Origin of the sequence: Streptomyces sp. NPDC057424 (assembly GCF_042803315.1) — a bacterium.
GTDB lineage: Bacteria > Actinomycetota > Actinomycetes > Streptomycetales > Streptomycetaceae > Streptomyces.
The window spans coordinates 15,424-41,720 of the sequence record NZ_JBHVCP010000063.1 but is presented as its reverse complement, the minus strand read 5'-3'; the positions used below and the strand labels follow the sequence as shown (position 1 = coordinate 41,720).

Below are 26,297 nucleotides of genomic sequence, written 5' to 3'. Positions count from 1 at the left end.
TACGAGAAGTACGGCGCCCGCGGTCTTCTGCGTGCCCGGGTACCCGGGCACGCGACGGCTCAGTGCGTCAGCGGCGGGCGCGGCGGCTGCGGGGCGTCCCCGGGCTCGTCCCTGATGACCTCACCCTGGACGACCTTGCCGTCGGGCTGGTGCATCCGGGCCTGCTGGAAGGCACCGCCCAGGGTGCCCGGGCGGGCCTCCCTGAGCTTGCGCTCGAAGGTGCGCTCGGCCGAGCGGCTCACGGCCTTCTGGACCGGCGGCAGCAGCAGGAGCAGGCCCACCGCGTCCGACACCAGGCCGGGGATCATCAGGAGCAGGCCGCCCAGCATCATCAGGCCGTTGCCCTCGCTGCCCGGCCGGGCCGCGTCGGGCATCTCACCGTTCTGCTGCTGTTGCAGCGCCTCGGAGAGCTTGCGGAAGGCCCGTCGGCCGGCCCGCTTGATGACGACCGAGCCGAAGACGATTCCCGCCAGCAGGACGAGGAAGACCACCAGAGCGCTGGTCGCCCCCGCCACCAGCGTGAGCAGCCAGATCTCCAGCACGAGCCACGCGGCGACGCCCAGCGGCAGGAACGTACGCAGCCGGGAGCGCTTGGGCCGGGCAGGGGGCAGGGGAGTCTGAGCGCCAGTCGTCATGCCTCCAGTGTGCCTGGCCCCGGCTCAGCACGGGATAAGGCCACCATCAGCTGTTTCTGTGCGCGGCTGTCCGGGAGCGGCGTGCGGCTACGGCTGCTTCGAGGGGCCTCCGCGGCCCGTGACCTTGCCGACCCGCTCCCCCACGCCCCACGCCGTGACGCGCCACAGCGCCTCGACGAGGATGTCGCGGCTCATCTTGGAGTCGCCGAGTTCGCGCTCGACGAACGTGATGGGCACCTCGACCACGTGGTAGCCGGCCTTGACCGCTCGGCGGGCGAGATCGACCTGGAAGCAGTACCCCTGGGAGGCGACATCGTCGAGGCCGAGGCCCTCCAGGGTCTCGCGGCGGAAGGCACGGTAGCCACCGGTGATGTCACGCAGCGGCAGGTCGAGCGCCAGCCGGGAGTAGAGGCTGCCGCCCCGGGAGATCATCTCGCGGGACTTCGGCCAGTTCACCACCCGGCCGCCCGGCACCCAGCGCGAGCCCAGCACCAGGTCGGCGCTCTTGAGGGCGGTGAGCAGACGGGGCAGTTCCTCGGGCTGGTGGGAGCCGTCGGCGTCCATCTCGATCAGCACGCCGTAGTCACGCTCCATGCCCCAGTGGAAACCCGCGAGGTAGGCGGCGCCCAGGCCCTCCTTGCCCTTGCGGTGCAGCACGTGGACGTGGTCGTCCTCCACGGCCAGCTCGTCGGCCAGCTTGCCCGTGCCGTCCGGGCTGTTGTCGTCGGCCACGAGCACGTGTGCCACCGGGACGGCCTTGCGTACCCGGCCGACGATGCCCTTGATGTTCTCCGCCTCGTTGTAGGTCGGGATGATCACCAAGGCCGTGCCGAGCGGGCCGAACTTCCTCACCCGGGCTCCTGCCGCGAGGGTTCCGTCGCCGTCGTTCACCACTGCCCCTTCATGTCCATACGCAGGGGTCCACCATAGTGGGCCCGGCCTGCGATGACGTGACAGGACGTTCGAATCGTGGCGTCGAATCCGCAAGACGCGGGGATGAGCGCGCCTCCGGGTGCGCGCGTACGGCGGATGGGGGCCCGGCGCCCTTCGGGCCGGCCTGGGATCCGCCGGCTGCGGATCGACCGAAAGCCGTTGTCTACTGAGCGCCCGGGCCCCACCCGGGTCACACCTTCCCGACCGGCCGGAACGTTCCCTCGGCGCTGCGCCGGCCTGAGCCTGGCTCCCAGTGGCGGTGCCCCGGTGCGGCACACCGTCCCTGACCCGGCGGCACCGCGGCGAGTGCTCGGACGTTCCCCGGTCGGGTGTCCGGTGGTGGACCCGGCCGAACCTACCGGCCCCCTGCGGCCGCCTGTCAACAGCCGTTCGACCTGCGCATCCTCCGGCATGCCCTGGTCAGAGCAGAGGATGCGCAGGTCGCGCGCCGGGGGCGCGGCGCACGGCCCTCATGCGCGCCACCCCCGTAGATCACTCGCCCGGCCGTACGAAGACCGTGCGTCCGCCCACCACGGTCCGCAGGCAGACGGGCAGGTCGTGGCCCGGAGTGAGGTCGGGCAGCCCCGGGGTGCCGGAGCGGGGATCCGTCGACCAGCGGGCGACGCGGTCGTCCGGGGCCTGGACGACGAGTTCGCCGGTGCGCCAGACGGCGTAGTCGGCGGGGGCGCCCGGGACCAGAACGCCCGCGTCGTCCCGTCCGACGGCCCGCCAGCCGCCGCGCGTGTGCGCCGTGAACGCGGCGCGCACGGAGACGCGGTGCTCCGGCGTGCGGTGGAAGGCGGCGGCCCGGACCGTGCCCCACGGGTCGAGCGGGGTGACCGGGCTGTCGGAGCCGAACGCGAGCGGGACACCGGCGCGCAGCAGGGCCGCGAAGGGGTTCAGAGCCCGCGCCCGCTCCTTCCCGAGCCGCTGCGCGTACATGCCGTCCTCGCCGCCCCACAGGGCGTCGAAGGCGGGCTGCACGGAAGCGGTGAGTCCGAGCTCGGCGAAGGCGGCGACGCTCTCCGGGGTGAGCATCTCGGCGTGCTCGACGCGGTGCCGGGCGGCCCGGATCCGGGCGAGCCCGAGCGTCTCGGCGGCGGCGCGCACGCCCTCCACCACGGCGTCCACGGCCGCGTCGCCGATGGCGTGGAAACCGGCCTGCAGACCTGCCTCGGTGCAGGCCTCGACGTGCGCCGCGACCGCGGCGGCGTCCAGGTAGGCGATGCCGGTGTGCCCGGCATCGGCGTACGGCTGGTGCAGACAGGCCGTGTGCGAGCCGAGGGCGCCGTCGGCGAACAGGTCTCCCGCGGCGCCGGCCGCGCCCAGCTCCCGCGCCTTGGCGACATCCTGCTCGGCCCAGTAGCCGACGACCCGCGGCCCGGGCTCCTCCCCCGCGAGGCGCAGCAGCCCGGTGAAGTCGTCCTCCGAGGAGATCTCCGGACCGGCGCACTCGTGGAGCGTGCCGATCCCGAGCGAGACCGCGCGGGCGAGGGCGGCGCGCTGCGCGTCGGTGCGCTGCCGCGGCGTCACGGCGGCGAACGCCGCGGCCCGTACGGCGTGATGGGCGTCTGCGGTGAGCGGACCGTCCGCACGGGTGACATCGGGAACGAGGTCGAGCAGGGCCGTCGTGACGATCGCCGAGTGGACGTCGATCCGGCTGAGGTAGAGAGGCCGGTGGCCGGTGGCCTCGTCGAGCTCGGCCCGCGTCGGGGGCCGGCCACCGGGCCAGCGGGCGGCGTCCCACCCGTGCCCGAGCAGCACCGGGTCGTCCGGACGGGCGGTGGCGAATTCACGTACGAGGGCGAGGGCGGCGTCCAGGGAGGGCGCGCCCGACAGATCGAGACCGGTCAGGGCGAGACCGGTGGCAGTGGTGTGCACATGCGCGTCCGTGAACGCCGGAGTGACCAGTGCCCCGTCGAGGTCGACGACCCTGTCGACCCCTTCCGCGAAGGCGTCAGCGGCCCCCTCGGACCCGACCCAGGCGATCTGTCCCCGCTCCACGACCATCGCGGTGGCGAACGGGTCGGCAGGGCTGTGCACCTCTCCGCGGCGCAGCAGAACGGTCTCGGGCGGGGTACGGGAGTCACTCATGAGCACAGTCTCACAGGCCCGCTGTAACGCCCTGCAAAGGGGCGAGGGGAGCCGCGCGATCAGCCGCACACGGCCCGCAGCCGCCGCTCCACCCGTCAGATCCTGGGCGGCCGTGCCTCGTACGGCGTGGACAGCACCACCGTCGTCCGTGTCGACACCCCCGCCAGCGACCGCAACCGCGCGAGCAGCTCCTCCAACTCGTGCGGCGTGGCGACCCGCACCTTGAGGATGTAGTTCTCGTCGCCCGCGACACTGTGGCACGCCTCGATCTCGGGCACGCCGGCCAGCCGGTCAGCGATGTCGTCCGGCGCACTGGGATCGAACGGTTTCACCGAGATGAAAGCCGTCATCGGCAGTCCCACGGCCTCCGGGTCGACGACCGCGGCATAGCCCCGGATGACGCCCCGCTGCTCCAGCCGCCGCACCCGCTGATGCACGGCCGACGTGGACAGCCCCGTGGCCTTGCCCAGGTCGGTGTAGCTCATCCGCCCGTCCTTGACGAGCAGCTGCACGATCTGTCGGTCCAGCTCCTCCATGGCGCAAGAACCTACAGTGCCGTTGATCTCCTCGGATACCTGAGCGGCCCAGGTCATGCCCGGTTCGTGATGTGGCCGGAAGCCGACGGCCGGCGGCCCGGGGGACAAACCCGCCGCAGTGGACACCCTCACGGGGCATGTGACGAACGCCACAGAGCTCGAACAGTCTCCGTAATGTTCTCGTGATTACCGCCCAGGGGGGACGGGAAGTGCTTGCTGTGGTCGAGGCCGCAGTGCCTGATACGGCCCAGTCCGAGGGGGAGAACCCAATGCAGAGTCTTAAGCGCCCTGGCCGCACCGCACCCAAGCGGCCGCAGCTCGTCGTCGAGCCCGAGCCGGAGGGTGTCGAACCCGACTCCTTCGACGACGAACTCGACGCCTACGACACGTTCGAGATGTTCCGGGTCGTCTGCCCGGACTGCGCGCAGTCCATCGCCCTGCTGGCGGACGAGGAGGTTCTGCCGGAGCACGCGCTGTGCGCCTCACCGTGGAACCCCTTCGGACTCACGGTCTGCGCCGGAACCGGTCGCAGGGCCTCCGACGCCCGCCCCGCGGACGAGTCCGTGGAACCTCAGGAGCAGGACACCGCCCTGCTGTTGACGCTCCCTCAGGGGCTCGACTGGCGGACCCAGCCCTTCTCGCACGTCGGCGGCCCGGGCTCGCGCCCCATCAGGGTGCCGGTCATGCGCCGCCAGGCGGCCTGAGCGCGGGCTCTCTCCGCCCGCTCGCCCCACTCCCGTAGCTGCCCCGCACCACGGCTCGCAGGAGCGCCGTGGTGCGGTTCAGTGCGCCCGGAACCGCGCGCGGCACTGAACGAACGCCCGATTCCACCATCCGGTGACCTGTCCGGGCCCTGCCGCGTTGCCCTGGTATGACCCCCATCTCCTCAGCGACCGGGCGTCAGCGCCTCCTGTACGTCCCGCCGCCCGCAGAATCGGTTCGGCCGGCTCCGCCCCGTTATCAGGACCCGCCGATCTACCGCGACCTGATGCGGACCTGGGCCGAGGGCGGCCGCACCCTGCCGGGCCGGCACGACCCGGAGTGGATGCGGCTCGCGGCCCCCTGGCGGGGCCTCGACCAGTTCAGCGTCCCTCTGGACCCACGAGATGGCGGGCGATGACCATCCGCTGGATCTGGTTGGTGCCCTCCACGATCTGCAGCACCTTGGCCTCGCGCATGTAGCGCTCGGCCGGGAAGTCGGCGGTGTAGCCGTATCCGCCGAGGATCTGCACGGCGTCGGTGGTGACCCGCATCGCCGTGTCGGTGCAGTGCAGCTTGGCCATGGCGGCCTGCCTCGCGAACGGGCGGCCCGCGTCCTTCAGCCGTGCCGCCGCGAGGTAGAGCGCGCGGCCCGCCTCGATCTGCGTCGCCATGTCGGCGAGCATGAACCTCAGTCCCTGGAAGTCGGCGATCGGCTTGCCGAACTGGCGCCTTTCGGCCGCGTAGGTCACTGCCTCGTCGAGCGCGGCCTGCGCCACACCGATCGCGCACGCCGAGATGCCGAGCCGGCCCGAGTCGAGCGACGACAGGGCGATCGCGAAGCCCTGCCCCTCCTCGCCGATGCGCCGGTCGTCCGGGACGCGGACGCCGTCGAAGTGGACCTGGGCGGTGGGCGAACCCTTCATGCCCATCTTCTTCTCCGGCACCGCGGCGCTCAGCCCCTCCGCGTCACCGGGCACCAGGAACGCGCTGATCCCGCGTGGGCCCTCCTCGCCGGTGCGGGCCATGACCGTGTAGAAGTCGGCGATCCCGCCGTGCGTGATCCAGGCCTTGGTGCCGGTGATCACCCAGCCGTCGCCGTCCCGCACGGCCTTGGTGCGCAGGGCCGCCGCATCCGATCCGGAGTGCGGCTCGGAGAGGCAGTAGGCACCGAGCAGGCCGCCGCCGAGCATCGCGGGCAGGTGCTCGACCTGCTGCTCCTTGCTCCCGTAGGCGGCGAGCGCATAGGAGGCCAGGGAGTGGACGCTGACACCGAGGCCGACGGTGAGGCGGGCCGCGGCGAGTTCCTCCAGCACCTGGAGGTAGACCTCGTAGGGCTGGTCGCCGCCCCCGTACTCGGAGTCGTAGGGCAGACCGAGCAGGCCGGAGCGCGAGAGCAGGGTGAAGAGTTCGCGCGGGAAGCGGCCGGCGTCCTCCTCCTCGGCCGCCTTCGGGGTGATCTCCTGCTGCGCGATGTCGCGGACGAGCGAGATCAGGTCCCGGGCCTCCTCCGTGGGCAGTTGTCGGTCCACCTGCTGCGGGGCGCGGTCGGGCATGGCGACGCTCTCCTCCCTGTCGGGCACTGGCGGACGGGCCCATGGGTGGGGGCGGCGCCGCCGGGTCGATCTGGTGCCTGGCCGATGCTTGCAGTCCCGGGTCTCGGAAGCTGCTGACCAGCGGCTGTGCGCTGTGAGTATGCCCGATCGGAGGCATCCCGTCACCAGTTAACGACCGCTTACTTCAAGAAATGGCCGAGCGCCTCCGGAGCGGCGAAATTGGTCCGAACCATTGACCCCACTGGTCTAGTCCTCCTACTGTTTCGCTCCACCGAGTTACCGCGTTCATGCCAATGGGCGCGCGCTCCCCCCTCTCCCCACGAGGAGGACACCGGATGCACACCCCCCACCGTTCCCGCTTCCGGGCCATCGTGTCCGCGGCCTGTTGCGCCGTCCTGGGCGCCGGTCTGCCGGCCGGCGCGGGCACCTCCGCCACCGCGGCGACCTCGGCTCAGGAGGCCGCCGCAGACTCGAAGGCCGCTCCCCGGCCCAAGACCCAACGTCACCGGCGGCAAGTGCGCCATGGGCGACGGCTACGCCGCCACCGACCGGGCCTACACCGCAGCCGAGTCCGTCGACGGCAGGGCGGACACCTGGGACCAGCCGCTGCGCGGCACCTTCAACCAGCTGCGCAAGCTGAAGTAGAAGCACCCGAACCTCAGGGTCCTGTGGTCCTTCGGCGGCTGGACCCGGTCGGGCGGCTTCGGGGAGGCCACCAGGAACCCGGCCGCCTTCGCCCGGTCCTGCTACGACCTGGTCGAGAACTCCCAGTGGGCGGATGTCTTCGACGGCATCGACATCGACTGGGAGTACCCGAACACCTGCGGCGCCACCTGTGACACCAGCGGCAAGGCGGCCTTCAAGAACCTGATGCAGGCGCTGCGCGCCACGTTCGGCGCGAAGAACCTCCTCACCGCGGCGATCACCGCCGACGCCGCCCCGGGCGGCAAGATCGACGCGGCGGACTACGCGGGCGCCGCGCGGTACGTCGACTGGTACAACCCGATGACGTACGACTTCTCCGGCGCCTGGGACGCCGCCGGTCCGACGGCCCCGCACTCGCCGCTGACCTCGTACTCCGGCATCCCGAGGGCGGCCAGCCACAGCTCGGCGACCGTCGCCAAGCTCAAGGGCCTCGGCATCCCCGCCTCGAAGCTGCTGCTCGGCATCGGCTTCAACGGCCGCGGCTGGACCGGCGTCACCCAGACGGCCCCCGGCGGCACCGCGACCGGCCCGGCGGCGGGCACGTACGAGCAGGGCATCGACGACTACAAGGTGCTCAAGGCCAAGTGCCCGGCGACGGGGACCGTGTCCGGCACGGCGTACGCCAGGTGCGGCAGCAACTGGTGGAGTTACGACACCCCGGCGACCATCGGCACGAAGATGACCTACAAGAACCAGCAGGGCCTGGGCGGCACGTTCTTCTGGGAGCTGAGCGGCGACACCGCGAACGGTGAGCTGATCAAGGCGATCAGGTAACGCGCAGAGCCGGGCGGGGCGGCGGACCGGTGACGGCGGACCGCCGCCCCCCGTTCATACGCCCCGGCGGGCGGGCTGCGGGGCGGGGTGGACGGGGTCGAGCTCCTCGATCGCGCGCAGGGCGCCGCCGAGGGTCTTCACCAGCAGCTCGCACATGGTGTCGCGGGGCAGTTCGGGGCGGTCGATCCATGCGAGCGTGGCGCCCTCGACGCTGCACACCCAGGCCAGCAGGCCCATCCGCGCCAGCGCGGTGACGTCGACACGGCCGTACGCACCCTCGGCGATGGTGGTCACGACGGCCTCGCGCACTCCGTCACGGATGGCGTGCACCTCGGTGTCGAAGCCGACGCCGCCGCTCACGATCGTGCGGTACGCGGCCTGGTTGTGCTCGGCGTAGCGCAGATAGCCGTCGATGGTGCGCTGGACCCGGTCGACCGGGGGCAGTTCGGGACCACTCGCCGCGAGGGTGAGCAGCTCGGTGACCGAGTCCTGGACGATGGCCAGGTAGTAGCCGCGCTTGGACTGGAAGTAGTAGTAGATCAGTCCCTTGGCGACGTGCGCCTGCCGGGCGATGTCGTCCATCGAGAGGGCGTCGTAGGAGGTGTCGGCGAACAACCTCCGCCCGATGGCGATGAGTTCGGCACGACGCGCCATCGAGCGCTCGGTGCCGCGGGCCCTGGGACGCGCGGCAGGCTGGGGGCTGATATTCAATTTCGACCCTGGTCTCAACGGGCGGGGCGGGACCTCCGCAGTATGGCAGGCCTCACTGCCGGTTCGTGGGTCAGGTCACAGCAGCCCGAGCTGCGTCACGAGCATCGCCAGGACCACGACGAGGACCCAGCCCATGACGTGCTCGACGATCTTCGGGCCGTCTTCCTGAGGGCCGCCGGTGCGGACGCGTGGAGCGGTGGCTGAGTGCGCGGTCATGGCTTCTCGCTGGGTCGGTCGTACGGAGGTGCTCCTCCCCCGGAGCTCCGTCCACCTTGCCACTGGAAGCGGCTTTTGCGGCCGAGAGCTTGGTCACACGCGGACGCCCACGGCCGCCAGCGCCTTGCGCTGGGCCGCGCTCGGGCGCGCCGGGAAGTACAGGTAGCAGACGCCGCCGGTGCCTGAGACGACCTTGCCGGAAGCGTTGTACCGCTTGGTCCTGAGCCAGATGTTCTCCCACTCGCGCCGCCGGTAGACGCGCCGTACGGCCTCGTTGCTCGCCGAGTAGGGATCGTTCGCGATCACGTCACCGCCGGCCGTGAAGCCGATGACGGTCATCAGGTGCCCGGCGGTGCCGTACCCGGCGCCGGTCAGCTCCTCCTTCAGGAACGACTGGGACGTTATGGCGGGGATGCCCGCGGCGATCAGCGTCTCCAGTTCGGTGAGCGAGCCGAGCCGGGTGACCACGCCCTGGAGGTCCTTGAACGTGGCCGCGTACGCGGCGTTGAACGGCCAGTTGCCGCAGCCCGCGTACTGGTAGTCGTAGGTGAACCGGGCCGCGTGGCACACCTGCGGGTCGGCGTAGGCGGGGTCGACCCAGGCCAGCTGCCCGTCGGTGAGCCGGCCGCCCCAGTACTCGATGATCATCTGGGAGGACGTCGGGCTGCACCAGGCCTCGCCGCCGTTGTCGTACTCGGGGTACTGGCCCTTGTGGATCTCCTGCGAGTAGCGCGGAACGGCCAGTTCCTTCGCGAGGCCGGGCGCGGACGCCGGGACGGTGAACCGGTCGGGCACGTCGGAGCCCATGGCCCCGAGCCGCCACACGGTGGGTGTGGCCTTGGTGCCGGGCTTGCGGTGGAGGGTCAGACGCAGCCGGTACGAGGTCAGGCGGAGGCCGGCCGCCGCGCCGTCGACCGCCAGGGTGTCGGTCCATACGGTGCTCTTGCCGTCGCTCTGGTCGTCGACCGAGGTGCGCCTGATGTCCTGGTCGCCGGCCGCCCAGCGGGCCATCACGTACCAGGGGGTACTGGTGCCGTCGGAGTAGGTGCCCTTGATCTCGACCTGGATCCAGGTGCCGGCCGGGGTGTGCGCGTTCCAGGAGACGATCGCCTCGGTCGCGGGGACGGCGAGCCGGTGGACGGGGGACGTCCAGGTGCCGTACTCCCACGCGGCGGTGGTGCCGGTGTGCGGATCCGTGTAGTCGGCGGTTCCGGCGGGCTTCGCGATCACCAGCCCAGGGCGCTCGCCCGCGACGGCCCGGGTTCCCTTGGCGGTACCGCCGCACCAGTCGCCGTACGAGACCCAGGCCCGGTTGTCGACGGTGCGGGCCGGGAGGGCCCGGGCGGGATCTGCGGTGTCGGTCGTCACGGGGGCCTCGGGGTCGGCGGCCGCCGGGCCCGCGCCCACGGTGACGGCGGCGACCGCGGCGGCCAGGACGATTCTGCGGGACGGCTGTTCGGCTCTGCGCATGGCGGGGACCCCCGGATGTCGGAGTCGGGCAGGGGCGGGGCAGGTCCGCGCACGGTCGGTCGCATCCGTGCGTGCGCCACATATGAGCACAGCCCGCCGTGTCCTGCCAGCACTTCGACGCGTGCCGCGCCCACCAATATTGGCGTCGACCAGTGGCGCCCCCCGGCGGACCCCGTCGTTAGAGTGCGGAGCGAGATGAATCCGCCCTTCCGCCCCGCACCGGGCCCCGCCGTCCGCGATCTGGCCACCCGGATCCGCCGCCTCTCCCCCTCCTGCGGCCCGGTCCGGCTCATCGGCGTCGACGGGCACGCCGGGTCCGGAAAGAGCACGTTCGCCGAGCAGTTGGCCGCGGCGCTGGACGGTGCGCCGGTGCTGCGCCTCGACGACATCGCCAGCCACGACGCGCTGTTCGACTGGACCGGACGGCTGCTGGACCAGGTGATCGAGCCGCTCTCCCACGGCCGGACCGCCCACTACGCCCCCTACGACTGGCGGACCCGCCGCTTCGGTCCGCCGCGTTCGCTGCCGCCGGTGCCGGTGCTCCTCGTGGAGGGCGTCGGCGCGGGACGCCGGGCGGTGCGCTCCCACCTGGCCCTGCTGCTGTGGATGGAGCTGCCGCGCGAGGAGGCCTGGGCGCGGGGACGGTCGCGGGACGGGGAGGAGCAGCGGGAGTTCTGGAACGGGTGGGTTCCGGCGGAGCGCCGGCATTTCACCGACGACCCCTCGCGGCCGTTCGCCGATCTCCTGGTACGGCAGCGAGATGAGGGATATGAGGTGCTCACGGGACCTGCTGGGAGCGTTGGACCGGACCAGCCCATCACGCACGGTGACGGACCGCCCGCAGTGTGCTGAACCTGTGAAGGGCCTTGCGGAACAAGTTGCCGGAGTGCTTCAACTCGGCTTGACCGTCGGGCCGTACAGGTCTTACGTTCTCAATGTGCGGCCTTCGAGGCCGCCCACAGACGCGAAGCCCCCGGTTGTTCCCCCGTGATCGGGGGCTTCGTTCTGTCTTCTTGGGGTTTTCGGGCCGCCGCGGGGTGACGCGTGCTCACCCTGGGTCACCGTGCGGGCGTGCGCCTTGCCCGCTCCCACCTCGCCGAACGGGCCGTGCGGCACCCTGCGGGGGCGCCGCCCCCGCAGGTACGATGCCCTCGTTGCGACCTACGGACGGTTGCTTCGCGCACTGTGCAACTCCGGTCCGTGGCACAGCGGTTCGAGCAGGGCAGCCGGCTGGGGGACGGCTCGTTGGCATACCGACGGGGGCACGGTTTGTGGGGGACGTGATGGACTTCGGCACGCAGGGCCCTCAGGCCCCGGCCGACCTCGCCTGGCTGCGAGGCGTGGACGCCTACACCATGGGCGCGTATCCGCAGGCGGAGGAGGAGTTCCGCGCCTCCGTGCGGATGGACTCCGGGATGGCCGACGGCTGGCTCGGGCTGCACGCGCTGCGCGTCGACACGACGACGGCGCTGCTCAGGATGTTCCGGCACCGGGACCGTTTCGGGGAGCAGCGCTCCCGCTACCGTCGCACGCTCAACTCCTGGTACTGGCTGGGCTGGTGGGTGCAGCCCGTGCTGGAGAGCCCCCGCGATCTGCTGCTCGCGCACGCCTCCCACTGGCTGGACGGCCGCCATGTCCCCGAACTGGACCGGGCGCTCGCCGGTCTGCCGCCGGTGGACACCGACCACCAGGTCCGCTTCCTGCACTCCTGCCGCGCCTACCTGGTCAAGGACTGGGAGCAGCTGGTCCGTCACACCGACCCGCTGCTCGACGATCCGATGCTCGGCATCGAGGCGGGCCTGTTCGGCGGCATGGCCCGGGTCCGACTGGAGATGTACGGCCAGGCCGAACCGCTGCTGTCCGCCGCGCTGATGCGCTGCCGCAGCGAGCAGCCCCAGCGCAAGGAGCTGCGCTACTGGCTGGCCCGGGCGCACGAGGGCACCGGCCGCAGCGCCGCCGCCCTCCCCCTGTACCGGGCCGTGCACCGCGTGGACCCGGCCTTCATGGACACCTCCGCCCGGCTCGCCGCCATAGCCGAGGGCGACGGATACGACGACGCCGCGGACCTCGCGGCGATCACGCTCACCGGCGCGGGCCAGGACGCCGTGGACGGTCCGGACGGGTTCGATCCGCTCTTCGGCATGGAGGGGCGCGACCTGAGACTGCCCGACCCCGAGCCGCTGCTCGCTCCCCTGCCGCCGGTGACCGTCCCGCCGGTCCGTGAGAGGGCCGGCCCGGCTCCCTCCCTGCCCGCCGGGCCCACCGACCCGGCGTTACTGGAGGAGGCACTGGCCGAACTCGAGCGCATGGTGGGCCTGGAACCGGTGAAACGCCAGGTCAAGGCGCTGTCGGCGCAGCTGAACATGGCCCGGCTGCGAGCCGGGCAGGGCCTTCCGGTCCAGCCGCCGAAACGCCACTTCGTCTTCTCCGGCCCCTCCGGCACCGGCAAGACCACCGTCGCCCGCATCCTCGGACGCGTCTTCTACGCCCTCGGGCTGCTCGGCGGCGACCATCTCGTGGAGGCACAGCGGGCCGACCTGGTCGGCGAGTACCTCGGACAGACTGCGGTGAAGGCGAACGAACTGATCGACTCGGCACTCGGGGGCGTCCTCTTCGTCGACGAGGCCTACTCGCTGTCCAACTCGGGTTACGGCAAGGGGGACGCGTACGGCGACGAGGCCCTGCAGGTCCTGCTGAAGCGCGCGGAGGACAACCGCGACCATCTCGTGGTGATCCTGGCCGGCTACCCGGAGGGCATGGACCGCCTGCTCGCCGCGAACCCCGGCCTGTCGTCCCGTTTCACCACCCGCGTCGACTTCCCCTCGTACCGGCCCCTCGAACTCACCGAGATCGGCAAGGTGCTCGCGGCGGAGAACGGCGACCTGTGGGACGAGGAGGCCCTCGACGAGCTGCGGTCCATCGCGGGGCACGTGGTGGACCAGGGGTGGATCGACGAGCTGGGCAACGGGCGGTTCCTGCGGACGCTGTACGAGAAGAGCTGCGCGTACCGGGATCTGCGGCTGTCCGTATACCCCGGGGTGCTGGGGCGGGACGATCTGGCGACGCTGCGGCTGCCGGATCTGATGCAGGCGTACGGGGAGGTGCTGTCCGGGCGGGGTCCGCAGGATCCGCCCGCACTGTGAGACACGGGTGTGGGGGCCGGGGCCGTGCCCCCAGTGCCTGGTGACCGGTCGTCCGGGCGTCGCGGGGCCGGCTGAGAGGCGCGGCGCCTCTCAGGGGTCCTTTCACTGTGCCGGACCACGCGACCTGATCGGACGCTCATAGTGAAAGGACCCCTCAGCCGGGCCCGAGCCGGACGACAGGCCCTATGTGGCCAGTACCTCCTCCGACGCCCCGCTGCTCCTGGGCTCGGCCAGCCTCACCTCGCGCACCTCCCGGTGCGCGGGATCCCGTACCTCTCCCACCAGCAGCTCCAGCACATCCTCCAGCGCGACCAGCCCGAGCACCTTCCCGGACCCGTCGGCCACCTGCGCCAGGTGCGTCGCCGCCCGCCGCATCACCGTCAGCGCGTCGTCGAGCGGCAGCTCGGACCGCAGGGTCGTCATGGGACGCCACAAGTGCTGCGGAACGGCCCGGTCCGAGTCCTCCAGGTCGAGGACGTCCTTGACGTGCAGGTAGCCCATGAACACGGCGTTGTCGGCGGCGACGGGGAACCGGGAGTAGCCCGTGCGGGCCGTCAGCTCGACGATCCGCGCGGGGGTGACCGAGGGGCTGACCGTCACCAGCGACTCGCGCTTCAGCAGGACGTCCGTCACCGGGCGCGAGCCCAGCTCCAGGGCGTCCTCCAGGCGTTCTGCCTCCTCGGGGTCGAGCAGGCCCGCCTGGCCGGCGTCCTCCACCAGCCGGTTGAGCTGCTCACTGGTGAACACGGCCTCGACCTCGTCCTTGGGCTCGACGTGGAAGAGCCGCAGGATGCCCTGGGAGCAGGCGCCGAGGGCGGCGGTGATGGGCTTGCAGAAGCGCGCGAACCAGACCAGGCCGGGGCTGAGCCACAGCGCGGCCTTCTCCGGCGCCGCCATCGCCAGGTTCTTCGGGACCATCTCGCCGATGACGAGGTGGAAGAAGACCACGGCGGCGAGGGCGATCACGTAGGTCAGCGGATGGATCATGCCTTCGGGCAGGTGGATCCACTCGAAGACCGGCTCCAGCAGATGCGCGACCGTCGGTTCGGCGACCGCGCCGAGGGTCAGCGAGCAGATCGTGATGCCGAACTGGGCCGCCGCCATCATCTGCGGCAGCCGCTCAAGCCCGTAGAGGACCTGCCGGGAGCGGGCGGTGCCGAGCGGTTCGATCTGGCTGCGGCGGACGGAGACCAGCGCGAACTCGGCGCCGACGAAGAAGCCGTTGGCGAGCACGAGCAGCGCCGCGAAGAGAAGCTGGAGCACGCTCACCGGGCGGCCTCCGCCATGGAGACCACCGGGGCGGTCCGCACCAGCCGGACCCGTTCCGCCCGGTAGTGGCCGACCTGGCGCACCGAGAGCCGCCAGCCGGGCAGCTCCGCCTTGTCGCCGATGGCCGGGATACGGCCCAGCAGGTCGGCGATCAGGCCCGCTACCGTCTCGTACGGGCCCTCGGGCACGTCGAGGCCTATGCGCCGCAGGATGTCGACCCGGCAGCTGCCGTCGACATCCCAGGCGGGCCTGCCGTCCTCCGGCGGCACGGCGGCCAGTTCGGGCAGGTCGTGTCCGTCGTGCTCGTCGCGGACCTCGCCGACGAGCTCCTCGACGATGTCCTCCAGCGTGACGACGCCGGCGGTGCCGCCGTACTCGTCGACGACGACCGCGATGGGCTGCTCGCTGCGCAGGCGGGCGAGGAGCGGCTTCACGGGCAGCGTCTCGGGGACGAGCAGCGCCGGGCGGGCGATGCGGCCCACGGGGGTGCGCAGCCGGTCCTGGACGGGCACGGCCAGGGCGTCCTTGAGGTGGGCCATGCCGACGACCTCGTCGATCTTCTCCCGGTAGACCGGGAAGCGGGACAGGCCGGTGGCGCGGGTCAGGTTGACGACGTCCTCCGCGGTGGCCGAGGACTGCAGGGCGCTGACCTTCACGCGCGGCGTCATCACGTGCTGCGCGGTGAGCCCGCCCAGCGACAGGGTCCGGACGAACAGATCGGCCGTGTCCTGCTCCAGGGCGCCGGCCCGGGCCGAGTGGCGGGCCAGGGAGACGAGTTCGCCGGGGGTGCGGGCGGAGGCCAGCTCCTCGGTGGGTTCGATGCCCAGGGCGCGCACCAGCCGGTTCGCGACGGCGTTGAGGCCTGCGATGACCGGGCGGAACAGCCGGGCGAAGACATGCTGCGGGCCCGCGACGAAGCGCGCGACCTGCAGCGGCCGGGACACCGCCCAGTTCTTGGGCAGCAGCTCGCCGATCACCATCTGCACGGCGGAGGCCAGCAGCATGCCGACCACGACCGTGACACCGGAGACGGCTCCCTCGGGGACGCCGATCGTGGTGAACGGGCCGTGCAGCAGCTCGGCCAGCGCCGGTTCGGCGAGCATGCCGACGACGAGCGAGGTGATCGTGATGCCCAGCTGGGTGCCGGAGAGCTGGAAGGACAGTTCCTTGAGTGATTCGACGACCCGGTGGGCGCGCCGGTCGCCCTCGGCGGCGGCCTTCTCGGCCTCGGGCCGCTCGACCGTCACGAGTCCGAACTCGGCCGCCACGAAGAATCCGTTGGCGAGAATCAGCAGGAACGCGGCTGCCAGGAGCAGCAGGGGGGTGTTCATGATGCCGCCGCCTCCGCACGGTCGCGGACCTCGGGAACGGGGTCCGCGCTATGTCGGCAGGGGGCGGCGCAGGTACTGCAGGACGATCCGTCCATCGCCGGAGGGGGTCACTCCTCGGTTAGCAGGAGCCTCTGCGCACCGGTCGGGGCAGCAGAGGCGGAGGCGCATCCGTCACGCCTCCGCCAACAGATTAATCAAGACACGGCCCGGTGCGGCAGTGGCGGCCACCCGGAGGATCCTCCGCGTCAGCCCTGAGGCCGCTCGGGATCCGCCGCGGAGCGGGCCTCGACGAGCGCTCGCAGGGCCCGGGCGTCGGCGATGGCACGTTGCTTGGCCAGGCCCAGTTGGATGCCCAGAGCAGGCAGGCTGGTGCCGTCGCTGAGGTTGAGGAACACCCAGGGGTCGCCGGGCCGGAGGGTCACCTGGAGGATCTCGGCCCACTCCAGCCGGCGCTTGTTCGTGAGATTGACGACAGTGACGCCGTCTTCATCGGCAACGACCTTGGGACGCGCCAGCAGGAGCAGTACGGCGTCCAGCAGGAGCGCCGTGAAGACGAAGCTGACGCGCTCGCCGGGGTTGAGCTGCTTCAGCAGTACCGCGACCGCCGTGATCACCGCGAAGAGGGCGACGGCCGCGGTGATCAGCACCACGCGGGTGCTGCCCGGCCGGAACGTGACGGGCAGGGTGGGCAGATCGGACATCGGATCGCGCCTCTCAGAGACGGCAGGCGTGGATGGCCGTGGTCAGGATGGCCCGGGCGCCGATGTCGTACAGGTCGTCCATGATCCGCTGGGCTTCCTTGGCCGGGACCATCGCGCGGACGGCGACCCAGCCCTCGTTGTGCAGCGGGGAGACGGTCGGGGACTCCAGGCCGGGCGTGAGGGCGACGGCCTTCTCCAGCTGCTCGACGCGGCAGTCGTAGTCCATCATCACGTAGGTCCGGGCGACCAGGACACCCTGGAGGCGGCGCAGGAACTGCTGCACCTTGAGGTCGTCGGCGTCCGCGCCGGTGCGGCGGATCACGACGGCCTCGGACTGCATGATCGGCTCGCCGGCGACCTCGAGGCCCGCGTTGCGCAGCGAGGTGCCGGTCTCGACGACGTCGGCGATGACCTGGGCGACGCCGAGCTGGATGGCGGTCTCGACGGCGCCGTCGAGGTGGACGACGGAGGCGTCGATCCCGTGCTCGGCGAGGTGTGCGGCGACGATGCCCTCGTAGGAGGTGGCGATCGTCTTGCCCGTCAGGTCCGCCAGGACGCTGATCGTGCCGGGCTTGGTGGCGTAGCGGAAGGTGGAGCGGGCGAAGCCGAGAGCGAGGATCTCCTCGGCTTCGGCGCCGGAGTCGATGAGCAGGTCACGGCCGGTGAGGCCGATGTCCAGCTGCCCGGAGGCGACGTAGATCGCGATGTCGCGGGGGCGGAGGTAGAAGAACTCGACCTCGTTCACCGGGTCGACGATCCGCAGTTCCTTGGACTCCCGGCGCTGCTGGTAGCCGGCCTCATGCAGCATCTCCGCCGCAGGGCCGGACAGGGAACCCTTGTTGGGGACGGCGATGCGCAGCATGAGGTCGGCTTCCTTTGCGTGGTGTCGTGCGGGAACGGGGTGCGGCTTACAGGTGGGCGTAGACGTCGTCGAGGGAGATGCCGCGGGCGACCATCATCACCTGGACGTGGTACAGCAGCTGCGAGATCTCCTCGGCGGCTGCCTCCTTGCCCTCGTACTCGGCGGCCATCCACACCTCGGCGGCCTCTTCGACGACCTTCTTGCCGATGGCGTGGACGCCCTTCTCGACCAGTTCTGCGGTGCGGGAAGTGGCGGGATCGCCCTGGGCGGCCTTGTGCTGGAGCTCGGTGAAGAGCTCCTCGAACGTCTTCTTGGACATGGTGACGCTCAGCCTATGCCACACGTGCCGTCCGTCAGCGCCAGGGTTCGGATACTGAGCGGAGGGTGGCCGCGGTCGCCACCGCCGCCGTCACCGCCTCGTGCCCCTTGTCCTCGTTCGAGCCCTCGATGCCGGCCCGGTCCAGGGCCTGCTCCTCGGTGTCACAGGTCAGCACGCCGAAGCCGACGGGGACGCCGGTGTCGACGGAGACCTGGGTGAGGCCCTGGGTCACGCCCTGGCACACATAGTCGAAGTGGGGGGTTCCGCCGCGGATGACGACGCCCAGGGCCACGATCGCGTCGTAGCCGCGGCCCGCGAGGACCTTGGCGACGACCGGGAGCTCCCAGCTGCCGGGGACCCTGAGCAGGGTCGGCTCGTCGATGCCGAGGTCGTGCAGGGCGCGCAGGGCGCCGTCGACCAGACCGTCCATCACCTTCTCGTGCCACTGTGCCGCGATGACGGCGACTCGGAGGTCACCCACATTGCGTACGGACAGTTCCGGTGCACCCTTGCCGCTCACGTCTCTCCCTCTGTGCTCTCTTACTGGTTGCCGCAGGCCGGCACGGTGGTCGTGTCCAGCCAGGGCAGGTCGTGGCCCATCCGGTCCCGCTTGGTGCGCAGGTAGCGGAGGTTGTGCTCGCCGGCGCTGACGGGCATCGGCACGCGGGCCGCGACCGCGATGCCGTGGCGGACGAGCGCGTCGGTCTTGTCGGGGTTGTTGGTCAGCAGCCGGACGCCGCGCACGCCGAGGTCGGCGAGGATCTGGGCGCCGGCAGCGTAGTCGCGGGCGTCGGCGGGCAGGCCGAGTTCGAGGTTGGCGTCGAGGGTGTCGCGACCGCGCTCCTGGAGTTCGTAGGCGCGCAGCTTGGACATCAGGCCGATGCCGCGGCCCTCGTGTCCGCGCAGGTAGACCACCACGCCCCGGCCCTCGTCCTGGATGCGGGCGAGGGAGGCGTCGAGCTGGGGGCCGCAGTCGCAGCGGGCCGAGCCGAAGACGTCGCCGGTGAGGCATTCGGAATGGACGCGGACGAGGACGTCCTGGCCGTCGCCGATCTCGCCGTGCACGAGGGCGACGTGCTCGACACCGTCGACGGTGGAGCGGTACCCGAACGCGGTGAAGGTGCCGTGGGCGGTGGGCAGTCGGGTCCTGGCCTCGCGGCGGACGGTGGGTTCGCTGCTGCGGCGGTAGGCGATCAGGTCCTCGATGGAGATGATCGTCAGGCCGTGCTTGCGGGCGAAGGGGATCAGCTCGGGCAGGCGCAGCATGGTGCCGTCCTCGCCGGCGATCTCGACGATCGCGCCGGCCGGGCGCAGGCCCGCGAGGCGGGCGAGGTCGACGGCGGCCTCGGTGTGTCCGTCGCGGGCGAGGACCCCGCCGGGCCGGGCGCGCAGCGGGAAGATGTGGCCGGGGCGGACGAAGTCGTCGGGTCCGGAGACGCCGTCGGCGAGCAACTGGAGGGTGGTGGCGCGGTCGGAGGCGGAGATGCCGGTGCTCACGCCGTGCGCGGCGGAGGCGTCGACGGAGACCGTGAACGCGGTCTTCATCGACTCGGTGTTGTCCTCGACCATCTGCGGCAGCTTCAGCCGGTCCAGCTCGTCGCCCTCCATGGGGGCGCAGATCAGGCCGCGGCACTCGCTCATCATGAAGGCGACGATCTCGGGGGTCGCCTTCTCGGCGGCGATGACGAGGTCGCCCTCGTTCTCCCGGTCCTCGTCGTCGACGACCACGACGGGGCGGCCGGCCGCGATGTCGGCGATGGCCTGCTCGACCGGGTCGAGCGCGAAGTCCTCGACACCGTCGGTGCTGTACAGGGCGGTTGCGGCGCTCATGCCGGCGCTCCTTCCAGGGTGGGCTGCACGGCCTGACGCGAGCGCAGCCACCAGTCGCGCAGGCCCCACAGGACGAGCGCGCCGTAGATGACGTAGACGAAGCCGGAGAAGGCGTAGCCGTTGGCGAAGTTGAGGGGCACGCCGACGAGGTCGACGAGCAGCCAGGCGAACCAGAACTCGACCATGCCGCGCGCTTGGGCGTACATGGCGACGATGGTGCCGACGAAGATGTAGGCGTCCGGCCAGGGGTCCCAGGACAGGGTCGGGTACGCCGTGAAGAGCAGCGCCACCGCGACCGTGCCGGCGGCGGCCGCCGCGGCCATCGCCGCGCGCTCGCGCCAGGTGGCGAACCGTACGGCGATGTGGCCGTCCTCGCCCTGCTCCTTGCCGCGCTGCCACTGCCACCAGCCGTAGAGCGCCACGAGCATGACGACCGCCTGCTTGCCCGCGCTGCCGGTCAGATGGCCGAAGAAGGCGCCGAAGAGGATGAGGCCGGCCAGGAACTGCACGGGCCAGGTCCAGATGGAGCGCCGCCAGCCGAGGGCGAGGGCGGCCAGGCCGAAGAGATTGCCGACCATGTCGGACCAGAGGATGTGCTGGCCGAAGAGGACGAACGCCTCGGAGTTCAGCGTGTTCACCCGGCCGCCCCCCACGCGCGGTCGCCCAGCATCCGCTCGACGTACTTGGCGATGACGTCCACCTCGAGGTTGACCGGGTCGCCGGGCTGCTTGTGGCCGAGCGTGGTCAGGGCGAGGGTGGTGGGGATGAGGCTCACCGTGAAGTGGTCGGGTCCGGCGTCGACGACCGTGAGGCTGATGCCGTCGACCGTGATGGAGCCCTTCTCGACCACGTACCGGGTGAGGTCGGCGGGGAGGGAGATCCTCACGAGCTCCCAGTGCTCGGACGGCTTGCGCTCCAGGATCTCGCCGGTGCCGTCCACATGGCCCTGCACGATGTGCCCGCCGAGGCGTTCGCCCACGGCCATGGGGCGTTCGAGGTTGACCCGGGAGCCGGGCTTGAGGACGCCGAGGCTGGAGCGGTTCAGGGTCTCGGCCATGACGTCGGCGGTGAACTCGTCGTCCTCGTGGTCGACGACCGTGAGGCAGACGCCGTTCACGGCGATCGAGTCGCCGTGCTTGGCGCCCTCGGTGACGACTGGGCCGCGCAGGCGGAAGCGACAGGCGTCGTCGAGGGTCTCGACGGCGGTGACCTCGCCCAGCTCTTCGACGATTCCGGTGAACACTTCCCGGGTCCTCCTGCCTCTTCGGGCACGGACTCCGGGGCTGTCGATGACGACAGGAAGTACGAGCAGGGACATCGGGGACGACGCCGGACGGAGTCCGCCCCGAGGACGGACTTCTGGGCGGCGCGCACGAATGCCCGCTCGCCGCGCACTGCCTCCCATCCGGACTTTAACCGTCGGTCCAGGAATTTCACCTGGTCAACCGGTCGCTGGAGGCGACCGGGTCGCGGACTGTAACCGCCGGTTCGGACTTTCACCGACCCCGGAGTGCGCTGCTACTGGTACACGGCCAGTGTGCCACGCCTGATCGACGTTCAGAGGGGCGAAGCGTGTGGGCTGCCTCACAGACCGTGTCGCGCCCCTTCCCGAGCGCGACCGGCACCCCGGCCGCCCCGCGGGTCCAGCCCCTTGGACCCGGCATTGGTACACACCTATTGACGATGTGGTCTAGTCCTTTCTAGGGTCATCGCCAGAGTCGGCTCGCCCCCACTGACCGGCCCGGCGGCGGTGACGACGGCCCTTGCCCGCCGTCGGGCCTTCCCACGCCGTGCACACGGCGTTCTGGCAGGGTGAGTCGTATGACCACCACGACCGCCGACGAGTTCGAGAGCCACCGGCGCCGGATGTTCTCGCTCGCCTACCGGCTGCTGGGCTCCGCCGAGGAGGCCGAGGACGCGGTCCAGGACGCGTACCTGCGCTTCAGCGGAGCCGACCGGGCCGGGATCGAGCAGCCGTCGGCCTGGCTCGCCAAGGTCGTCACGAACCTCTGCCTGAACCGGCTGACCTCCGCGCGGGCCCGCCGCGAGCAGTACGTAGGGACCTGGCTGCCCGAGCCGGTGGTCACCGGGGACGGCACGCTCGGGCCGCTGGAGTCGGCCGAGCAGCGGGACGCCGTGTCGATGGCGATGCTGACGCTGCTGGAGCGGCTCACACCGACCGAGCGGGCGGTGTACGTACTGCGGGAGGCGTTCGGGTACGGGCACCGGGAGATCGCCGGGGTGCTGGACCTGAGTGAGGCGAACTGCCGTCAGCTGTACCGGCGTGCCGTGCGGCGGGTGGGTGAGCCGCAGGCCCGGTTCGAGCCCGCGTCCGAGCAGCAGGAGGAGCTGGTCGCGTCGTTCATCACCGCGGCCCGCGAGGGTGATCTGGCCGGGCTGGAGAAGCTGCTCGCGGCCGAGGCGACTTGGTGGAGCGACGGCGGCGGCAAGGTCACCGCGGCGCGTTGGCCGATCGAGGGCGGGCAGAGGATCGCCCACTTCCTGGCGGGCGGGGGCCCGAAGTTCGCGGCGGGCCTGGACTTCACGCCGGTGGAGGTCAACGGAGCGACCGGGCTGGCCACCTGGTCCGGCGACACCCTGGTGGGGCTGGCCGTCTTCGAGGTGCGCGACGGGCTGGTCACGGGGGTGCGGGCCGTGGTCAACCCGGAGAAGCTGGCGTTCGCACGGCGTCAGCTCACCCGGACGTAGGACCGCCGGGCGCGTCTGTCACATTCCGCGGGGGCTGTTCGGTCCTAGCTGGCGTGGGGCGCTCCGTCCGGGAGCGCCGGGCGTCCGAAGGGACTGAACAGCATGACCACGATCCTGGTGACCGGCGGTACGGGAACGCTCGGCCGGCTCGTCGCCGAGCGGCTGCGCGCGGACGGGCACGAGGTGCGGGTGCTCAGCCGGCACAGTGAGCCGTACGCGGTCGATCTGCGCAAGGGCGGTGCCGGGCTGGACGCGGCGGTCGCCGGTGTGGACACGATCGTGCACTGCGCGTCGTCGCAGAAGGGCGACGAGGAGGCGGCGGCGCAGCTGATCAGGGCGGCACGCGGGGCGCGTGTGCCCCACCTCGTGTACATCTCCATCGTCGGCGTCGACCGGGTGCCGTTCCGCTATTACCGGAGCAAGCTCGCGGTGGAGCGGCTTGTCGAGGAGTCGGGGCTCGGCTGGACCGTGCTGCGGGCGACCCAGTTCCACGACCTGCTGGTCATGCTGTTCCAGGGGCTGTCGAAGCTGCCGGTGCTGTTCCTGCCGGCCGGCCTGCGGGACCAGCCGGTCGAGGTCGCCGAGGTCGCGGACCGGCTGGCGGGACTGGCGGCGGCTGCGCCGGCGGGGCGGGTCGAGGACATGGGCGGGCCCGAGGTGCGGACGTTCGAGTCGCTGGCCCGCGCGTATCTGAAGGCGTCCGGGCGACGGCGGGCGGTGGTGAACGTGCCGCTGTGGGGGGCGGCGTACCGGGGCTTCCGGAGTGGGGGGCATCTGACGCCGGAACAGGCCGTGGGCACCGGGTCCTTCGAGGAGTACCTGGCGAGGCGGTTCGGGAGCGGCCCGCTGCGGGCGGGGAGCGGTCGGGGCGGGGAGGGCCGGCCGTCTGCGTAGACACCCGGAGGGAGCGGGGGGCGGTGGCCCGGGGCATAGGCGCCGGGGGGAGCGGGGGCCCGGGGGCTTGGGCACCAGGGGCAGGGCGAGAAGCCGCGGCCCGGGGACCTAGACACCAGGGGCAGGGCGAGAAGCCGCGGCCCGGGAGCCCAGGCACCAGGGGCAGGGAGGGAAGCCGCGGGCAAGGGCGCACCAGGGTGTGACGGCCAGGGCGCCGCGTCCTACCAGCCCGGGGAGGGCTGTGGCAGCCGCTCCCCCGGCGTGAACAGTTCCTCCTGGGCGCGGTCCCGCGCCGTGAGCAGCGCGCCGCGCAGGACCGCGCCGCCGCCCAGGCCGGTCGTACGTACCTCCGTCGGCAGCGGTGTCATCCGGGCGATGCGGTCCTGCACGCGGGCGGCGAGTTCCTCGCCGCCGGCCCGACCGACCTCACCCCCCAGCACCACACACCCTGGGTCCAGGATCGCGACGACCGAGGCGACTCCGACGGCCAGGCGATCGGCGAGGGCGTCGAGGAAACGGGCGGCGGGGGCGAGGCCTGTGGGCGGGTGCTCATCGGGAGATCCGGGCGCCGGGCCGGCCGTGGCGTCCTCCGCCCGGACCTGAACCACCGCCCCCCGCACCACGCCGACCGCCGCCCGCACGACCCCCGCCTGCGCCACCTCCTGCCCCGGCTCCACCGGCACCCCGCACTCGGCAGCGAGTTCCATGACCGCCGCCGCCGAGGCCAGGGAGTGGAAGCCCCCCTCGCAGTCCGTCGAGGACGGCAGCGCGGTCGTACCGGGGACGGGGAGGAAGCCGATCTCGCCGGTGCCGCCGGAGGCTCCGCGGCGCAGCGCGCCGTCGAGGACCACGGCAGCTCCCGTTCCGTGGCCCAGCCACAGCAGGACGAACGTGTCGCGGTCCCGGGCCGCCCCGTCGCGCTGCTCGGCCAGTGCCGCGAGGTTGGTCTCGTTCTCCACGCTGACGCGGGCTTCGGGCAGGCGCTCCTGGAGGGTGGCCACGAGGCGGCGGTGCCACTCGGGCAGTCCGGAGGAGTCACGCAGCTCGCCGCTGGCCGGGTCGATCAGGCCCGGGGCTCCGATGCCGACGGTGTGCATCCGGTCGGCGCCGGCCTCCTTCACCACGCGCTCGACCAGCGCCACCGCCTGCTCCACGGCGGGCCCCGTGCCCGTGTCGTCCCCGATGGGCACGGACGCCTCGGCCAGTACCCGCCCGACCAGGTCCGCGACGGCCACGGCGACGCCCTCGGTACGAACGTCGAGGGCGGCCAGGTGCGCGCGGTCGGAGACGATGCCGTAGACCTTCGCGTTGGGGCCGCGCCGCTGCTCCCCCGCCTCGCCGACCACCGTGATCAGCCCGGCGGCGGTGAGCCGTTCGACGAGGTCGGCGACGGTCGGCCGGGACAGACCGGTCAGCTGTTTCAACTGCCCTGCCGTCAACGGGCCTTCCTGCTGGAGCAGACGCAGGGCGAGCCGGTCGTTGATGGCCCGGGCGGTGCTCGGGGATGCGGGCATGCCGGGATCCTTCCAGATCGGTGGAGCCGTCGACCGTGCCCCACCGAAAATCCTCTTATTATCAGGCAGGGTTCCTGATAGTTTACGCCCGCACCGGAGACGAGCCCGGCAGAGACCTGGAGGGGGACCGCAGAATGGGCAACGTGGTCGACGAACAACGCGAGGTGAAGCGGTCCCGGTACGCCGTGGCCGCCGTCTTCGCCGTGCACGGCGCCGTCACCGGCTCGTTCGCCACCCGGGTGCCGTGGATCCAGGACCACGCGGGCGTCAGCGCGGGCCAGTTGGGGATCGCGCTCGCCTTTCCCGCGCTCGGCGCGTCCGTCGCGATGCCGCTGGCCGGCAGCGTCAGCCACCGCTTCGGTGCCCGCAACGCGCTGCGCGGGCTGATCGCCCTGTGGACACTGTCGCTGGTCCTGCCCTCCCTCGCCCCGAACCTCCTCACGCTCTGCCTGGCGCTGTTCGTGTACGGCGCGACCGCCGGCATGGCCGACGTGGCGATGAACGCGCTGGGCGTCGAGGTCGAGAACCGGCTCGGCCGGTCGATCATGTCCGGACTGCACGGCATGTGGAGCGCGGGTGCCCTGATCGGCTCGGCCGCCGGCACGCTCGCCGCACACCTCGGCTCGGACGCCCGGCTGCACCATGTGCTGGCCGCCGCGGTCCTCACCGTCGTCGGCGTGCTGTCCTGCCAGTGGGTGCTCGACCTGCAGCCCGCCGAGGACGAGGAGCCGCCGCCGCGGTTCGCGCTGCCACCCCGGTCGGCGCTGCTCATCGGCGCGATCGGGTTCTGCGCGGTGTTCGCGGAGGGCGCGAGCCTGGACTGGTCGGCGCTCTATCTGCGCGAGCAGCTGGAGACCTCGGCCGGGCTCGCCGCGGCGTGCACCACGGGCTTCACGCTCACCATGGCCGTCGCCCGGCTCGCCGGCGACAAGGTCGTCGACCGCTTCGGTGCCGTGCGGACAGTACGGGCGAGCGGTGTGTTCGCCGTCCTCGGCGGGCTGCTGATCGTCGTCGCGGACCATCCGGCGGTGGCCATGAGTGGGTTCGCGCTGATGGGGCTGGGCATCGCCGTCGTCGTGCCGCTGTGCTTCGCCGCGGCGGGCCGCAGCGGCTCCAACCCGAGCCTGGCCATCGCGGGCGTCGCGACCATCACGTACACCTCCGGGCTGATCGCGCCGAGCGCGATCGGCATGCTGGCGCAGGCGACCAGCCTGATGGTGTCGTTCTGCCTGGTGACGGCGCTGTCGTGCGGCCTCGTGGCGTTCGCGGGTGTGCTCCGCCCCGGCGAACGGTCGAAGACCAGCCTGCCGGAGGCGGCGGTGCCCGGCCCGCGCCCCTGACCGGAACCGCGACGCTCCTGGTCGGCCCCGGTCGGCCTTCGCCCCGGCCCACTTGC

25 protein-coding genes, 1 pseudogene and 1 riboswitch are annotated in these 26,297 nt (G+C 72.0%); of the genes and pseudogenes, 8 read left to right on the top strand and 18 right to left on the bottom strand.

The window, feature by feature from the left end; genetic code table 11:
* Positions 1-59: 59 nt before the first annotated feature.
* The 4 genes from fxsA to ACFU3E_RS32835 all read right to left on the bottom strand — a co-directional run bounded on the left by fxsA (position 60) and on the right by ACFU3E_RS32835 (position 4,198).
* Complete coding sequence (gene fxsA / locus ACFU3E_RS32850; protein WP_384166619.1) at positions 60-635, bottom strand: FxsA family membrane protein; 576 nt, start codon at positions 633-635, stop codon at positions 60-62.
* A gap of 87 nt (positions 636-722) precedes the next feature.
* Positions 723-1,526 carry a polyprenol monophosphomannose synthase gene (locus ACFU3E_RS32845; RefSeq protein ID WP_384166616.1) on the bottom strand — a complete coding sequence of 268 codons (804 nt, stop codon included), beginning with the start codon at positions 1,524-1,526 and terminating at the stop codon, positions 723-725.
* Positions 1,527-2,060: 534 nt separating this feature from the next.
* Positions 2,061-3,662, bottom strand: a complete 1,602-nt coding sequence (locus ACFU3E_RS32840; protein WP_384166613.1) for an amidohydrolase — start codon at positions 3,660-3,662, stop codon at positions 2,061-2,063.
* Positions 3,663-3,757: 95 nt separating this feature from the next.
* On the bottom strand, positions 3,758-4,198 hold the full coding sequence (locus tag ACFU3E_RS32835) for an Lrp/AsnC family transcriptional regulator (protein ID WP_004002750.1): 441 nt from the start codon (positions 4,196-4,198) through the stop codon (positions 3,758-3,760).
* 269 nt (positions 4,199-4,467) lie between these two features.
* Between ACFU3E_RS32835 and ACFU3E_RS32830 the strand changes: the two genes are divergently transcribed.
* The gene (locus ACFU3E_RS32830) at positions 4,468-4,902 is read left to right on the top strand and encodes a hypothetical protein (RefSeq protein ID WP_384166609.1); all 435 of its coding nucleotides are present in this window, start codon (positions 4,468-4,470) and stop codon (positions 4,900-4,902) included.
* A gap of 167 nt (positions 4,903-5,069) precedes the next feature.
* Positions 5,070-5,318 carry a hypothetical protein gene (locus ACFU3E_RS32825; protein ID WP_078615159.1) on the top strand — a complete coding sequence of 83 codons (249 nt, stop codon included), beginning with the start codon at positions 5,070-5,072 and terminating at the stop codon, positions 5,316-5,318.
* On the opposite strand, the gene ACFU3E_RS32820 is transcribed toward ACFU3E_RS32825, so the two are convergent.
* A complete protein-coding gene (locus ACFU3E_RS32820; RefSeq protein ID WP_384166606.1) occupies positions 5,281-6,453 on the bottom strand; it encodes an acyl-CoA dehydrogenase in 1,173 nt (390 codons plus the stop codon). The genes ACFU3E_RS32825 and ACFU3E_RS32820 overlap by 38 nt on opposite strands.
* A 335-nt stretch (positions 6,454-6,788) precedes the next feature.
* Here ACFU3E_RS32820 and ACFU3E_RS32815 point away from each other — a divergent pair.
* Positions 6,789-7,932, top strand: a pseudogene (locus ACFU3E_RS32815) (glycoside hydrolase family 18 protein).
* Between the two features lie 54 nt (positions 7,933-7,986).
* Here ACFU3E_RS32815 and ACFU3E_RS32810 read toward each other — a convergent pair.
* From ACFU3E_RS32810 to ACFU3E_RS32800, 3 genes are all read right to left on the bottom strand, one after another.
* The gene (locus ACFU3E_RS32810; RefSeq protein ID WP_384166603.1) at positions 7,987-8,643 is read right to left on the bottom strand and encodes a TetR/AcrR family transcriptional regulator; all 657 of its coding nucleotides are present in this window, start codon (positions 8,641-8,643) and stop codon (positions 7,987-7,989) included.
* 75 nt (positions 8,644-8,718) lie between these two features.
* Positions 8,719-8,859: an SCO1431 family membrane protein gene (locus ACFU3E_RS32805; RefSeq protein ID WP_384166600.1), complete on the bottom strand. Its 141-nt coding sequence runs from the start codon at positions 8,857-8,859 to the stop codon at positions 8,719-8,721.
* A gap of 93 nt (positions 8,860-8,952) precedes the next feature.
* Positions 8,953-10,329 (bottom strand): peptidase C39 family protein, encoded by a 1,377-nt coding sequence (locus tag ACFU3E_RS32800; RefSeq protein WP_384166598.1) that lies wholly within the window; start codon positions 10,327-10,329, stop codon positions 8,953-8,955.
* Positions 10,330-10,524: 195 nt separating this feature from the next.
* On the opposite strand from ACFU3E_RS32800, the gene ACFU3E_RS32795 reads away from it, so the two are divergent.
* Together ACFU3E_RS32795 and ACFU3E_RS32790 are read left to right on the top strand one after the other, a co-directional pair.
* Positions 10,525-11,181, top strand: coding sequence for a uridine kinase (locus ACFU3E_RS32795; RefSeq protein ID WP_384166596.1), 657 nt, complete (start codon positions 10,525-10,527; stop codon positions 11,179-11,181).
* A gap of 431 nt (positions 11,182-11,612) precedes the next feature.
* Positions 11,613-13,472, top strand: a complete 1,860-nt coding sequence (locus ACFU3E_RS32790) for an AAA family ATPase (RefSeq protein WP_384166592.1) — start codon at positions 11,613-11,615, stop codon at positions 13,470-13,472.
* A 183-nt stretch (positions 13,473-13,655) separates the two neighbouring features.
* On the opposite strand, the gene ACFU3E_RS32785 is transcribed toward ACFU3E_RS32790, so the two are convergent.
* From ACFU3E_RS32785 to ACFU3E_RS32745, 9 genes are all read right to left on the bottom strand, one after another.
* Positions 13,656-14,741: a hemolysin family protein gene (locus tag ACFU3E_RS32785; protein WP_384166589.1), complete on the bottom strand. Its 1,086-nt coding sequence runs from the start codon at positions 14,739-14,741 to the stop codon at positions 13,656-13,658.
* Positions 14,738-16,072 (bottom strand): hemolysin family protein, encoded by a 1,335-nt coding sequence (locus ACFU3E_RS32780; protein WP_384166586.1) that lies wholly within the window; start codon positions 16,070-16,072, stop codon positions 14,738-14,740. Before ACFU3E_RS32780 ends, ACFU3E_RS32785 begins: the two co-directional genes overlap by 4 nt.
* Positions 16,073-16,317: 245 nt before the next feature.
* Positions 16,318-16,773 (bottom strand): PH domain-containing protein, encoded by a 456-nt coding sequence (locus ACFU3E_RS32775; protein WP_384166583.1) that lies wholly within the window; start codon positions 16,771-16,773, stop codon positions 16,318-16,320.
* A gap of 13 nt (positions 16,774-16,786) precedes the next feature.
* Positions 16,787-17,635 (bottom strand): ATP phosphoribosyltransferase, encoded by an 849-nt coding sequence (gene hisG / locus ACFU3E_RS32770; protein ID WP_384166580.1) that lies wholly within the window; start codon positions 17,633-17,635, stop codon positions 16,787-16,789.
* A 46-nt stretch (positions 17,636-17,681) separates the two neighbouring features.
* Positions 17,682-17,954, bottom strand: a complete 273-nt coding sequence (locus tag ACFU3E_RS32765) for a phosphoribosyl-ATP diphosphatase (protein ID WP_003988914.1) — start codon at positions 17,952-17,954, stop codon at positions 17,682-17,684.
* A 34-nt stretch (positions 17,955-17,988) separates the two neighbouring features.
* The gene (ribH, locus tag ACFU3E_RS32760) at positions 17,989-18,474 is read right to left on the bottom strand and encodes a 6,7-dimethyl-8-ribityllumazine synthase (protein ID WP_384166577.1); all 486 of its coding nucleotides are present in this window, start codon (positions 18,472-18,474) and stop codon (positions 17,989-17,991) included.
* A 20-nt stretch (positions 18,475-18,494) separates the two neighbouring features.
* A complete protein-coding gene (locus tag ACFU3E_RS32755; protein ID WP_384166574.1) occupies positions 18,495-19,784 on the bottom strand; it encodes a bifunctional 3,4-dihydroxy-2-butanone-4-phosphate synthase/GTP cyclohydrolase II in 1,290 nt (429 codons plus the stop codon).
* A complete protein-coding gene (locus ACFU3E_RS32750) occupies positions 19,781-20,422 on the bottom strand; it encodes a nicotinamide riboside transporter PnuC (RefSeq protein ID WP_384166571.1) in 642 nt (213 codons plus the stop codon). Before ACFU3E_RS32750 ends, ACFU3E_RS32755 begins: the two co-directional genes overlap by 4 nt.
* Positions 20,419-21,027: a riboflavin synthase gene (locus ACFU3E_RS32745; protein ID WP_384166568.1), complete on the bottom strand. Its 609-nt coding sequence runs from the start codon at positions 21,025-21,027 to the stop codon at positions 20,419-20,421. The genes ACFU3E_RS32750 and ACFU3E_RS32745 overlap by 4 nt, the downstream gene beginning before the upstream one ends.
* Before the next feature lie 144 nt (positions 21,028-21,171).
* Positions 21,172-21,302, bottom strand: a riboswitch (FMN riboswitch).
* A gap of 303 nt (positions 21,303-21,605) precedes the next feature.
* Between ACFU3E_RS32745 and ACFU3E_RS32740 the strand changes: the two genes are divergently transcribed.
* Both ACFU3E_RS32740 and ACFU3E_RS32735 read left to right on the top strand, forming a co-directional pair.
* On the top strand, positions 21,606-22,493 hold the full coding sequence (locus ACFU3E_RS32740; protein WP_384166565.1) for an RNA polymerase sigma-70 factor: 888 nt from the start codon (positions 21,606-21,608) through the stop codon (positions 22,491-22,493).
* 102 nt (positions 22,494-22,595) lie between these two features.
* Entirely contained in the window at positions 22,596-23,387 is a 792-nt protein-coding gene (locus tag ACFU3E_RS32735) for an SDR family oxidoreductase (protein WP_384166562.1), read from the top strand.
* 221 nt (positions 23,388-23,608) lie between these two features.
* On the opposite strand, the gene ACFU3E_RS32730 is transcribed toward ACFU3E_RS32735, so the two are convergent.
* Positions 23,609-24,901 carry an ROK family transcriptional regulator gene (locus tag ACFU3E_RS32730; RefSeq protein ID WP_384166559.1) on the bottom strand — a complete coding sequence of 431 codons (1,293 nt, stop codon included), beginning with the start codon at positions 24,899-24,901 and terminating at the stop codon, positions 23,609-23,611.
* Positions 24,902-25,035: 134 nt separating this feature from the next.
* On the opposite strand from ACFU3E_RS32730, the gene ACFU3E_RS32725 reads away from it, so the two are divergent.
* Positions 25,036-26,241: an MFS transporter gene (locus tag ACFU3E_RS32725; RefSeq protein WP_384166556.1), complete on the top strand. Its 1,206-nt coding sequence runs from the start codon at positions 25,036-25,038 to the stop codon at positions 26,239-26,241.
* Positions 26,242-26,297 lie beyond the last annotated feature (56 nt).